At 64.1% G+C, this 12706-nt stretch carries 9 protein-coding genes; 5 read left to right on the top strand and 4 right to left on the bottom strand.

The genetic code is table 11. The features are described from left to right. Positions 1 to 11 precede the first annotated feature (11 nt). Positions 12 to 2756: a DNA topoisomerase III gene (locus PRZ01_RS18730; RefSeq protein ID WP_273598369.1), complete on the bottom strand. Its 2745-nt coding sequence runs from the start codon at positions 2754 to 2756 to the stop codon at positions 12 to 14. Positions 2757 to 2912: 156 nt separating this feature from the next. Between PRZ01_RS18730 and PRZ01_RS18725 the strand changes: the two genes are divergently transcribed. The 3 genes from PRZ01_RS18725 (at position 2913) to PRZ01_RS18715 (ending at position 5207) form a co-directional block, all read left to right on the top strand. Then, positions 2913 to 3455: an SET domain-containing protein gene (locus tag PRZ01_RS18725; protein ID WP_273598368.1), complete on the top strand. Its 543-nt coding sequence runs from the start codon at positions 2913 to 2915 to the stop codon at positions 3453 to 3455. Positions 3456 to 3489: 34 nt separating this feature from the next. Then, positions 3490 to 4362 carry a biotin--[acetyl-CoA-carboxylase] ligase gene (locus PRZ01_RS18720; protein ID WP_273598367.1) on the top strand — a complete coding sequence of 291 codons (873 nt, stop codon included), beginning with the start codon at positions 3490 to 3492 and terminating at the stop codon, positions 4360 to 4362. 80 nt (positions 4363 to 4442) lie between these two features. After that, entirely contained in the window at positions 4443 to 5207 is a 765-nt protein-coding gene (locus tag PRZ01_RS18715; protein ID WP_273598366.1) for a hypothetical protein, read from the top strand. Positions 5208 to 5269: 62 nt separating this feature from the next. On the opposite strand, the gene PRZ01_RS18710 is transcribed toward PRZ01_RS18715, so the two are convergent. The 3 genes from PRZ01_RS18710 to tkt form a co-directional block, all read right to left on the bottom strand. Further along, positions 5270 to 7594, bottom strand: coding sequence for a S8 family serine peptidase (locus PRZ01_RS18710; RefSeq protein WP_273598365.1), 2325 nt, complete (start codon positions 7592 to 7594; stop codon positions 5270 to 5272). 317 nt (positions 7595 to 7911) lie between these two features. Further along, positions 7912 to 8910 carry a type I glyceraldehyde-3-phosphate dehydrogenase gene (gap, locus tag PRZ01_RS18705; protein WP_273598364.1) on the bottom strand — a complete coding sequence of 333 codons (999 nt, stop codon included), beginning with the start codon at positions 8908 to 8910 and terminating at the stop codon, positions 7912 to 7914. A gap of 105 nt (positions 8911 to 9015) precedes the next feature. Further along, the gene (gene tkt / locus PRZ01_RS18700; protein ID WP_273598363.1) at positions 9016 to 11067 is read right to left on the bottom strand and encodes a transketolase; all 2052 of its coding nucleotides are present in this window, start codon (positions 11065 to 11067) and stop codon (positions 9016 to 9018) included. Positions 11068 to 11305: 238 nt separating this feature from the next. Between tkt and PRZ01_RS18695 the strand changes: the two genes are divergently transcribed. Continuing rightward, on the top strand, positions 11306 to 11914 hold the full coding sequence (locus PRZ01_RS18695) for a hemerythrin domain-containing protein (protein ID WP_273598362.1): 609 nt from the start codon (positions 11306 to 11308) through the stop codon (positions 11912 to 11914). Between the two features lie 68 nt (positions 11915 to 11982). Continuing rightward, positions 11983 to 12693, top strand: coding sequence for a nucleotidyltransferase family protein (locus tag PRZ01_RS18690; RefSeq protein ID WP_273598361.1), 711 nt, complete (start codon positions 11983 to 11985; stop codon positions 12691 to 12693). Positions 12694 to 12706 lie beyond the last annotated feature (13 nt).

Raw genomic sequence — 12706 nt, 5'->3', positions numbered from 1 at the left:
ATGTTGACGGGCTAGGCACTCTTTTTCGCGGCAGCCTTTTTCGCAACGGTCTTTTTGGAAGCTGTTTTCGCAGCTGTTTTCGCTGCCGTTTTCGCAGCCGTTTTCGTTGCTGCCTTGGCCGCTGTCGTGGTCTCCGTCGCATCAGCGGTTTTTGCAGCCGTCTTTGCCACCGCCTTTGCCGCGGGTTTTGCACCTGGTTTCCCGGCACGCGGCTCGAACTCGAACATCACCTTGCCCTCCTTCTTGTCAAAGGCCAGGAAGGCTTTGAACTTGCGGCGGGTTTTGTTGGAGACAAAGTTTTCGAGCAAATCGGTCTTGCCGGTGCTCAGCAACTTTTGCATCTGAGCCCCCTCAATAGGCTGCTGCAAGATGATCTTGCCGCTCTTGAAGTCGCAGGTGGAACCGGCGCCCACTGCGTGCTGGCACACATAATTGCTGCCGTGCTCGAACACGCCGCCACCGCACTTGGGGCAGGTGCCCAAGGTGGTTTGCGCGCTGAAGTCCACGGGCTCGCCGTCGGCCTCGGCCTTCTTGGCGTCTTCGCCGAAGTCGAATTCAAGCTTCCAGTTCTGGGTTTCATCGTCGAACACCAGCGCCAACTCGGCGGTGAACGGCCACCCCGCCTTGGAGCGGAAGCCTTCCAACGGGCCGATCTTCTTGTCGCGCAGAAACTGCTCGACCTCATGCAACTCGAAGCTGCGCCCGCCAGGAATCTTGCCGATGGAGAAGCCACAGCCTTCGCTGGTGGCATCTTTTCCAGTGCAAGTGAAGCGGCGGTAGTTCTCCTTCACCACCCCGCCGCATTTGGGGCATGGTGCCTTCAGCGTGGCGTAGTCGCCGGGAATGGTGTCACGGTCGTATTCCTTGGCCTTTTGCACCACGCGCTCGGTCATGGCGGCAATCTCGGCCATGAAGGCATCGCGGTCCAGCCGGCCTTTTTCCATCTCGGCGAGCTTGAACTCCCATTCGCCGGTGAGCTGGGGATTGGTCAGGTTATCCACCTGCAAGCCGCGCAGCAGCGTCATCAGCTGGAAGGCCTTGGCGGTGGGGATCAACTCACGGCCGTCGCGCAACATGTACTTCTCGGTCAACAAGCCTTCAATGGTGGCGGCGCGTGTGGCTGGCGTGCCCAGGCCTTTTTCGGTCATGGCGGCGCGCAGTTCCTCATCATCGATCAGCTTGCCTGCACCTTCCATGGCGGAGAGCAGCGTGGCCTCCGTGTAGCGGGCGGGCGGTTTGGTGGCCAGCGACTTCACATCCACGCTCTCGGTACGCACCACTTCGCCAGCGGCCACGGCCACCAGATTGGCGTCGTCTTCTTGCGCCTCTTTGCCGTAAACGGCCAACCAGCCCGGCTTGACCAACACCTTGCCGTTGGTCTGGAAGTTCAACTCCCGCGCGGCGCCGCCCAGCTGCGCCTTCACCGTGGAGATGCGCGTGGTGACCATAAATTCAGCCGGCGGGAAGAACACCGCCAGGAAGCGCTTGACGACCATGTCGTAGAGCTTGGCTTCGATGTCCGTCAGGCTCTTGGGCGCCTGCAGGGTGGGGATGATGGCAAAGTGATCCGACACCTTGGTGTTGTCGAACACCTTCTTGGTCGGCTTGATATAACCATTCTTCAAAGCGGTACGCGCGTGGCCAGCCAGCTCGCGCAGCGGGCCCGGCAGGTCTTCGCTGGCGATCATCTCGGCCGTTTGCTTGGCCACTGCGAGGTAGTCTTCGGGCAGAAAGCGTGAGTCGGTACGCGGGTAGGTCAGCACCTTGTGCTTTTCATACAAGGCCTGCGCCAGCGACAAAGTGGTTTTAGCGGAGAAGCCAAAACGCGAGTTGGCCTCGCGCTGCAGCGTGGTCAGGTCGTAGAGCCCGCCGCAGCTGCTGGTGCTGGGCTTGGATTCTTCGCTGACCGTGGCGGGCTGGCCCAGCACGGCGGCGGAGATGGCGTCGGCATCCGCGCGATTCCACAAGCGGTCGGCGCGGGACTCGGCGTCCTCGCCCTTCTTCCAGGCGGGGTCGAACCACTTGCCTTCGTACTGGCCGGCCTGGGCGTCGAAATCAGCGCGCACCTCCCAGTAGTCGCGGGCCACGTGCTTGCGGATTTTTTCTTCACGTTCCACCACGATGGACAGCGTGGGCGTCTGCACCCGGCCCACGGTGGTCAGGAAAAAGCCACCATCGCGTGAGTTGAACGCCGTCATCGCACGTGTGCCGTTGATGCCCACCAGCCAATCGGCCTCGGAGCGGCAGCGCGCCGCGTCGGCCAGCGGCAGCATCTGCGCATCGCTGCGCAGCTTCTCGAAGCCTTCACGAATCGCCTGCGGCGTCATCGATTGCAGCCACAGGCGCTGCACCGGCTTGTCCAGCTTGGCCTTGGCGGGCTGAGCGTATTGCAAGATCAGACGGAAGATCAATTCCCCTTCGCGGCCCGCGTCGCAGGCGTTGATCAGGGCCGTCACGTCCTTGCGGCGGATCAGCTTGACCAGCGCGTTCAGGCGGCCCTTGACCTTGTCGATGGGGTTCAAATCAAAGTGCGGCGGAATCACCGGCAAATTGGCGAAGCTCCATTTGCCGCGCTTGACGTCAAACTCCTCCGGCGCCTTGATCTCCACGAGGTGGCCCACGGCAGAGCTGACCACATAGCCTTCGCTCTCGAAGTACTCGTCATGTTTCTCGAACTTGCCCGCCTGTGGCGTGAGCGCTCGCACGATGTCCTGGGCCACAGAAGGCTTCTCGGCAATGATCAGTGTTTTGCTCATAGTCTCGCTAATGATGATTTCTTCTCTACTTCAGACGCAGCCGCAGCCAGCCTGCCTACAATCCGGCCTCGCGCATGCGCATACGTACGTGTGCACGCACACAGGTACGCACGCAGGCACGCGCACACCCATGAATTCAATGTAACCACAAACTCGATGACGCAAGCCGCTCGAAAAAAGTCCGCCGCCGCCCCAGCAGCCCAGACCGACGAACCCCGGGATGCTAAACCCAAGGGTCGACGCATCCAGGTGCGCAACTCCGGCGTGCATGGGCGCGGCGTCTACGCCGTCGCACCGATCGCGGCCGACGACATCATCATCGAGTACACCGGCGAGCGCATCAGCTGGGACGAGGCCATGGACCGTCACCCGCACGACCCCCGCCAGCCCAACCACACCTTTTACTTCCATATTGACGACGGCCGCGTCATCGACGCCCTGCACGGCGGCAACAGTTCACGCTGGATCAACCACGCCTGCGAGCCCAATTGCGAGGCCGACGAGGTGGACGGGCGCGTCTACATCAAGGCCCTGGTGGACATCAGCCCGGGGGAAGAACTGTTCTACGACTACGGCCTCACCATCGACGAGCGCTATACACCCAAGCTGAAAAAAGAATTCGCCTGCCACTGCGGCAGCCCGCACTGCCGTGGCACGATGTTGACGCCCAAGCGCCAGCTCCGCCAGCCCCGGAAGTAGCCCCCAAAGCCTCAGCCACTGCCACCCACACACCATGCCAGGTACCGAAAAAGCCCACCAGGACTGGCGCGCCGAAGCGCTTTGGGAGTCGCTCACGCCCCTGCTCCCCGGCATCAGCGTTGAAATACTGGCGCGCTGCGAATCCACCAACAGCGCCCTGCTGGAGCGCGTGCGCAGCGAGGCCACCAGTGGCCATCCCCTGCCCTACGGCCGCCGCTCCCACGACATGCTGCCCTGCCTGCTGGTGGCCGAGCACCAGACCCACGGACGCGGCCGAATGGGTCGGGCCTGGTTGTCGGGTACCAGCGGCCGCTCGCTCACCTTCTCGCTCGCCTTGCCAATGGCAGTGGCCGACTGGTCCGGCCTATCACTGGTGCTGGGTTGCGCCATCGCCGAAGCGCTGGAGCCCGAAGCCACGGCGCCGCGGCTGATGCTCAAGTGGCCCAACGACATCTGGCTGGATGAACGCAAACTGGGCGGCATCCTGATCGAGACCGTGCCCGCTGGCAACACCCGCATGGTCATCATTGGTGTGGGGCTCAACATCAGCGAGCCCAGCGGCGGTGAAGAGCTGTCGCCCAGCCAGTACAACACCGGTTTTGCCGCCTTGAGTGAACTACCGCCCCTGGGGGCTGGCGGCTGGACTGGCCCCGATGTGCTCGCCTTGATTGCACCGGCCATGGCGCGCGCGCTGCTCGATTTTCAGGCCCGGGGATTTGCCCCCTGGCGTGCCGACTACGCCCGGCGCGACTTGACGCTGGGCCGCCACGTGAGCGCCGGCGCGCTGAGTGGCGTGTCACGCGGCATCAGCGCCAGCGGTGAGTTGATGATCGAAACACCAGACCAGGGCCTGCAAGCCGTCAACGGCGGCGAAGTCAGCCTGCGCCTGACCCACGATCCCGCCTGAGGTGCACGGCGCCCGAAGGCCGAGCGCACGTGCTGCCCTGACAAAACGCATGACCAACCCCCACCGGGAGTAAATCCACGATGCTCAGAGCCTTGCTGCTGATCCTGCTGCTGTTGAACGCCCTGTTCTTTGCCTGGACGCGAGGGTGGCTGGACGACGTAGTGGGCATCAAAGCCCGAGGCGACCACGAGCCCGAGCGCGCCGCCCGCCAGCTCTACCCGGAGCGCGTGCAGGTGCTGAGCCCCCAGGCACTGGCCGCCGCCCGCGCCCAGGAGCCCCGCGTGTGCCTGGAACTAGGCCCCTTGCTCGGCGACGCCGCCCTGCAAACGGCGCAGAGTGCGCTGGCCCGTGCCGGTGTCACGCCCACCGAATTTCAGCCGCAGCACAGCAACCAGCCCGGCGTTTGGGCAGTGGCCACCATCAAGCTGAGCGCCAAGGAGTTTCAGCAGCGCAAAGAAGACACGTACCGAAAAATGAAAATCAATTTCGAGTACCTGCAAGACATGCCGACGGAAATGCCCAGCCTGATCCTGAGCCGCCATGACAGCGAAAAGGCCGCTAACGCCCAACTCGCTGCCTTGGATCGCCGCTCACTCAAAGGCCTGCGCGTCCTGCAGTTGCAAGCCCCGATGATCCGCCACAGCCTGCTGGTGCCCCAGGCCGATGAAGCACTGCGCGCCAAGCTGGCCGAGCTCAGCAAGGACCCGGCCCTGGCGCCCGGCTTCAAAGCCTGCCTGGCGGTGCCGAACAACAACCCGGCCCAAACCGAGACGGCTGCCAGCGGCGCGGCATCCGCCGCCTCTGCCGCAGCGCCGACGCCATCAAGTGCCGCCTCTGGCCGCTGAACCAGGCCACAGAACCGGGTGGCGACACGGTTCAGTTAAACAGCCGGTTCAGCCGGCCTCGATCAAACGGCCATGCCGCGCCCCCGGCGCAGCACAAACGCCGCCAACCCCAGCAGCGCCACCCACACGCCGCCCGCCGCGCCACCGCCCTTGCTGCTTGCGGGCGCAGCGGACACGGTCACGGTCACAGTCACCGGCGTTGCTGCCGCGTAGCTGGTATTGCCCGCCTGGGTGGCGGTGAGGGTGCAGGTACCCGCGCTCACCAGCGTCAGCGTCGTGCCGCTGACCGTGCACACTGCCGCCGTGGACGAGCTCAGGCTCACCGCCAAGCCCGAGCTGGCACTGGCGACCAGCGCCGCCGGTGTCGTGCCCAAGGTTTGCGCACCCGGCGAGGTAAAAGTGATGGTCTGCGTGGCCTGGCTCACCGCAAAGCTCTGCGTCACCGGGGTGGCGGCGACATACACCGTGTTGCCCGCCTGATGGGCCGTGACCGCGCAAGTGCCCACCGCCACCAACGTCAGCGAAGTGCCGCTGACCGTGCAAACGCTGGGCGGCGAAGCCGTGTACGTCACCGCCAGGCTCGAACTGGCCGTGGCGCTGAGCGTCAGCGGCGAGTTGTTCAAGGTCTGGCTGCCCAGGGCCGCAAAGGTGATGGTCTGGGCCGTGGTGGCGGTGTTGGCGTTCTGTGCTGCCGTCACCGCCGCGCCGGCGTCCAGCATGCCCGCACCGCAAGTGCTGGTGGTGCAATAACACTCATCCTGTACGGTGCTGGTGGGGGCATGGCACTGGGCGATGCCCGCCGTGCCGCCGCTGGTCACAAAGCTGCGCGCCGAACTTTTCACCAAGGTTTGCACCTGAGCCGGGGTGAGGTTTGAATTGGCCGAGAACATCAAGGCCACTGTGCCGGCCGTGATGGGCGCGGAGAAGCTGGTGCCCACCGAGTCGGTGTTGTTGGTATAGGCCGCGTCTGCCGCCACCGGCGTGGTGGTGCCGCTGTTGGTGGTGCTCAGCATGGTGTAGAGGCAGGCCCCGGTCGAGTTGACGCAGTTGCCGCCCGGTGCGGCAATCGTCACCTCCGGGCCCAAGCTGGAAAAGCCCACCTTGGTGCCCACGTGGCGCAAGGCTGCCACCGCAATCACGCCCGCACAATTGCCGGGAATGCCCACCGCCGTGCCTTCGCTATTGCCCGCCGCAGCCACGATGCTGGCACCCTTCGCGGTGACTTGGCTGATGGCGTCCAGGTACAACTGGCCCGTGGAGTTGGAGGTTGAGCAAGTGCCGGTGCCGCCCAGGCTCATGTTCAAAACCTTGGCGGGGTTGGGGTTGGTCGGCAGCCCTGACACCGCAATACCCACCGCCCATTTCATGCCGGCGATGATGTCGGAGTCATAGCCTCCGCATTTTCCCAGCACCCGCACCGGCACGAGCTTGACGCCCCAGGCGGTGCCCGAAATGCCCGCGCTATTGTTACTGGCCGCCGCGATCAAACCCGCGGTGCGCGTGCCATGCCACGAGCTGTCGCCAATGTCTGAGCTGGTGCAGCCCGAACCCAACGTACCGGCGGTGATGTCCGCCTGGCTGACCCAGTCGCCCGGATCGGTGGCATCCGTGGGCGTAAAGGCCGACTTGTTGGCCATGGCCAAGCCATAGCTGTCGCCACTTTGCCAGCCCACCATGTCTGCTCCGACATAACCCGAAGCAAAAGCGGAGTTGCTGATGAACTGCCCAGCCAGATCCGGGTGATCGAAGCGGATGCCGGTGTCAAGCACCGCCACCACCACGGTCGGCACCCCGGTGGTGATGCCCCAGGCGGCGGGCGCATCGATGCTGGACACCACCGCGCTGGTGGGTGTCTTGAGGTACCACTGGCCGTTGGCCGAGCCATTGCCCGAGACCGGCGCCACGCCGCCATTGCCCGCGTACAGGGTGTCGTTGGGCGTCACCGTGGTATGGCGGCGCAGATGGTCTTCGGCCACCAATTCCACCTCACTGTCCAGTGCCAGCTTGGCCACCAGGGCCGCAGAACTCATGCCGCTGGCGGTTACCACATGGGTGCGCTCGTCCAGGCTGCGCCGCGCCGTCAGCCCAGCCGCCAAGGCGCTGCTCAAGCCGGTGCGCTGCGCCAGCGCCGTGACCCGGGTCTGGGCCACCGATTGCACAGTGGCGGTGTCTGAGCTGGCCGACAGTGCTTTGGCCCGCACACTCGCCGCCGTGCTTTTGAAGCGCACGATGACACGCGCTTGCGCGTCCACAGCCGTGCTTGCCGTGAGATTCGAACTCGCAGCCTGCGCCGAATGGAGGGGCAGCAAAGGCCCGCCACCCAGCAGCAAGGCCGCAAGACCGGACAAGCCCAACAGGCGGCTGAAAGGACGGGATAAATGCTTCATGGCGGCGGAATCCGAAAAAAGGAGCATGGGACCCCACCAGTTTAGAAGGCCACCCCGCTGTTGGTCCGTTAAGAAGCGCTAAGCAAAAGTCTGTTTTTTTCAAACCCGACACATAAACAAGGCGGGCCAAGGCGAATCAAAAAATTCAAATCCTGTGCGCATGAGCAAGCCATGAAAACACCGTGACAGCGTGGCAAAAACCAACGCCCAACCCCGCCCTTTACCAAAAATGCGGGTAAAAAAATGGCCTCACCCTGCGGGAGAGGCCATAGACGCGGCGCATTGCCGCCGCCGCGCGGATGTCAGTCTTGACGCGATTACTTGGCGATCACGCGCACCATTTCGAGCACCTTGTTGGAATAACCCCACTCGTTGTCGTACCAGGCGACCAGCTTGACGAAGGTAGAGTCCAGGGCGATGCCGGCGTCGGCGTCGAAGATGGAGGTGCGGGCGTCGCCGCGGAAGTCGGTGGCCACTACCTTCTCTTCGGTGTAGCCCAGCACGCCCTTCAGCGCGCCCTCAGACTGGGCCTTGAATTCGGCGCAGATCTCTTTGTACGAGGCTTCGCTGTTCAGCTCCACGGTCAGGTCAACCACCGACACGTCGGAGGTCGGCACGCGGAAGCTCATGCCCGTCAGCTTCTTGTTCAACTCAGGAATCACCACGCCCACGGCCTTGGCTGCGCCCGTGCTCGAAGGAATGATGTTTTCCAGAATGCCGCGGCCACCGCGCCAGTCTTTGTTGCTCGGGCCGTCCACGGTTTTTTGCGTGGCGGTGGCCGCGTGCACCGTCGTCATCAGGCCGCGCTTGATGCCCCACTTGTCGTTCAGCACCTTGGCCAGCGGGGCCAGGCAGTTGGTGGTACACGAAGCGTTGGAGATGATGGCTTGGCCGGCGTAGGTCTGGTGATTGACACCGAAGACGAACATCGGTGTGTCGTCCTTGGAAGGCGCGGAGAACACCACCTTCTTGGCGCCAGCCGTCAGGTGCTTTTCACCGCTGGCTTTGTCCAGGAACAGGCCAGTGGCTTCGATCACGATGTCGGCGCCGACATCGTTCCACTTCAGGTTGGCGGGATCGCGCTCTTGCGTCAGGCGGATCTTCTTGCCGTTGACGACCAAAGTGTTGCCGTCCACCGAGACTTCACCGTCGAACTTGCCATGCACCGAGTCGTACTTGAGCATGTAGGCCAGGTAATCAGGCTCCAGCAAGTCGTTGATGCCGACCACTTCAATTTCCTTGAAGTTGGCGATGGCAGCGCGAAACACCATACGGCCGATGCGGCCGAAGCCGTTGATACCGATTTTGATCGTCATGGACAAATACTCCTGTGGGTCAGTCAAGCAATGGGAATCCGGGGAACCTGGGAGTTTAAATCCTCTCCAGGCAGCCCTCTGTAAGACGCGAAAAGGCGTCGACGATCAGCGCTTCTTGCTCTTCAGCTTGGCCACACCCAATGCCACCTTGACAGTGTCGACCACGTTCTCGGGCGTGAAGCCAAAGTGCTTGAACAGCACCGGCGCGGGGGCCGATTCGCCGTAGGTATCGATGCCGACGACGGCCGCGCAGCCGTACTTCCACCAGCCGTCCGTAACGCCCATTTCCACCGCAACGCGGGGCAGGCCTTCGGGCAGCACAGACTTCTTGTACTTGGCGTCTTGGCGGTCGAACACACTGGTGCAAGGCATGGACACCACGCGCACCGGGATGCCTTGCGCGGCCAGCGAGGCTTGCGCATGCAAGGCCAGTTGCACTTCGGAGCCGGTGGCGATGATGACGCCCTTGGCCTTCTTCTTCAGGCCAACCTCGGCCGGCTCGCTCAGGATGTAGCCGCCCTTGCTGATGTCTTCCACCGCGCTCTTGGGGGCGTAGGGCAGGTTCTGGCGGCTCAGGGCCAGCACGCTGGGGCGCGTGGCGTTGCCGATGGCCATGGTCCAGGCGACCACGGTTTCGGTGGTGTCCGCCGGGCGCCACACGTCCAGGCCCGGGATCAGGCGCAGCGAGGCCACGTGCTCGATGGATTGGTGGGTCGGGCCGTCTTCACCCAGGCCGATGGAGTCGTGCGTGAACACGTGAATCACGCGCTGCTTCATCAGCGCCGCCATGCGGATGGCGTTGCGGCTGTAGTCGCTGAAGGTCAGGAAGGTGCCACCGTAGGGGATGTAGCCGCCGTGCAGGGCCACGCCGTTCATGATGGCGGCCATGCCGAACTCGCGTACGCCGTAGTTGATGTGGCGGCCACCGTTGGAGGAGCCGTCAGTCTCAACGCGGAAGGCCGGTGTCGACTTGGTGTTGGTCAGGTTGGAGCCGGTCAGGTCGGCCGAGCCGCCCAGCAACTCCGGCACAGCGGCAGTGAAAGCTTCCAGCGCCAATTGGCTGGCCTTGCGGCTGGCGACGGTCTCGCCCTTGGTGTGGGCGGCCACCACGGCATCCACCGCGGTTTGTGCGAAGTTGGCGGGCAGCACGCCGGCCATGCGGCGTTGGAACTCGGCAGCCAGTTCGGGGTGCGCAGCGGCGTAGGCGTCAAAACGCTCGTCCCAGGCGGCTTCAGCCGCAGCGCCGGCCGTCTTGGCATCCCAATCGGCGTACACCTCGGCGGGAATGACGAAGGGCTCATGCGCCCAGCCGATGGCTTCGCGGGTCAGCTTGATTTCGTCGTTACCCAGGGGCTCGCCGTGGGCCTTGGCCGTGTTGGCGCGGTTGGGCGAACCTTTGCCGATGTGCGTCTTAGCGATCACCAGCGAGGGCTTGTCGGTGCTCGTCTTGGCTTGGGCAATGGCGGCGTCAACAGCGTCGACATCATGGCCGTCCACCGGGCCGATCACGTTCCAGCCGTAGGCCTGGAAACGCTGGGCCGTGTTGTCGGCAAACCAAGGGGCGACTTGGCCGTCGATGGAGATCCCGTTGTCGTCATAAATGGCGATCAGCTTGTTCAGCTTCCAGGCACCGGCCAGCGAGCAGGCCTCGTGGCTGATGCCCTCCATCAGGCAGCCGTCACCCAGGAAGGCGTAGGTGTGGTGATCGACGATCTTGTGCGCGTCGATATTGAATTCCTTGGCCAGCATCTTCTCGGCCAGCGCCAAGCCCACGGCATTGGTGATGCCCTGGCCCAGCGGACCGGTGGTGGTTTCAACGCCGGGGGTGATGCCCACTTCCGGGTGGCCCGGGGTCTTGCTGTGCAGCTGACGGAAATTCTTCAGCTCAGCCAAAGGCAGGTCGTAGCCGCTCAGGTGCAGCAGCGCATAGATCAGCATCGAGCCGTGGCCGTTGCTCAGCACGAAACGGTCGCGGTCAGCCCACTGTGGATTGGTGGGGTTATGGCGCAGGTGGCGGCCCCACAGCGCAACAGCGATATCGGCCATGCCCATGGGGGCGCCGGGGTGCCCGGAGTTGGCTTGCTGCACGGCGTCCATGGCCAGTGCACGGATGGCGTTAGCCATCAGGGTGGAATTGCTTGCAGCGTTTGTTGCCATGAGCGTCACGAGGTTGAGTGAAGAAGTAACCCATGATTTTACTTGGCTGCGGAGCGATACCCAATTGGTCTGTTAATCGGCCTGCTAATCGACCTTTCAATCGGCCCGCTGCTTGACCTGTGGGGTGGTACGTAGCGGCCTGTTTTTCAAGCCTCATCCCCAGGCATGCAGACTTGATTTGGAACAAGGCACCGCGCCAGCAATCTGGCAATCTCTAGCCTCGCCCGGGAGACAAAAAATGCGCATTGAATCCGCCCAAGCCACGCCGCTGGCCCTCAAAATCATTCGAGACGAACACAGCGCCTTGGCGGCCATGCTGCGCTCAATTCCGCTGTTATTGGCGGAACAACGGCGCCATCAAACTCTGCCAGACTTTGCGGCGCTGCGTGCCATGCTGTTCTATGTGGACGAATTTCCCGAGCGGCTCCACCACCCCAAGGAGAGCCTGCTGTTGTTCCCCAAACTACGGGCGCGGGCGCCTGAAATCCGCGGCGTGCTGGACCGCCTGGACGAAGACCACCGCCGCGGTGAGCACGCCGTGCGCGAGTTGGAGCATGCGCTGCTGGCATTTGAGATGATGGGCGAGGCCCGCCGTGATGCATTCGAGACGCAAGCCCGGCACTATGTGAAATGCTATCTGCAGCACATGGAAACCGAGGAGCGCGAAATCCTGCCCCTGGCGCTGCAAATGCTGTCGCCCGCCGACTGGGCCGAAATGGACGAGGCCTTCGCCGCCAATCAAGACCCGCTCTCCGGCCACGCGCCGCATGAAGACTATGCCGCGCTGGTGCAAAAAATTCTGGCCGCGCTACCGAGCCCGCTCGGACTGGGGCCGAGCCTGAGCTGAGCGCCGAGCGCGACAAGCCTGCCGGCCACCTACCCTGCCAATTCGCCGGCCCGCCTACACTGACAGCCATGCGAGCCATCATTCTCGCGGCCGGGCGCGGCGAGCGCATGCGGCCGCTCACCGACCACTGCCCCAAACCGCTGCTGCCCGTGCGGGGCCGCCCTTTGATCGAATGGCATATCGAGGCGCTGGCTGCCGGCGGCGTGCGCGACATCGTCATCAACACCGCCTGGCTGGCGCCGCAGTTTGTCCAGCAGTTGGGCGACGGCAGCCGCTTCACCCAAACGCCCGGCCTGCGCCTGCACTACAGCGACGAAAGCGCCGAGCCGGGCGGCGCGCTGGAAACAGCGGGCGGCATACGCCGTGCGCTGGAAACGTTATGTGCCGATGGCGACGAAGCCTTCTGGGTGGTGTCGGGGGATGTATACCTGCCCGATTTTCGCTTCGACCCGGCGCGCGCCAAGGCCTTTGCGCAAGGCCCGCTGGACGCCCAGCTGTGGCTGGCCCCGAACAGCCCGCATCACCCCCAGGGCGACTTCGGCATCACACCGCAAGGCCTGGCCTGCACCAGCGCGCAGCCGCGCTACACCTGGGCCAGCGTAGGCTTGTTCAAGCGCCGCATGTTCGAGTCGCTGGAGCCTGGGCGCAAAGCCGCCCTGCGCCCCAGCCTCGAGCAAAGCATCGCCCGCCAAGCCCTGGGTGCCGAGCTGTACCTGGGCACCTGGGTGGATGTGGGCACGCCCGAACGCTGGGCGGCGCTGCAGGGCCCGGCCGCTTGAGCCGAAGCCGTCA

Origin of the sequence: Roseateles koreensis (assembly GCF_028595305.1) — a bacterium.
GTDB classification, from domain to species: domain Bacteria; phylum Pseudomonadota; class Gammaproteobacteria; order Burkholderiales; family Burkholderiaceae_C; genus Paucibacter_A; species Paucibacter_A koreensis.
This window is presented reverse-complemented; position numbering and strand designations above follow the sequence as displayed.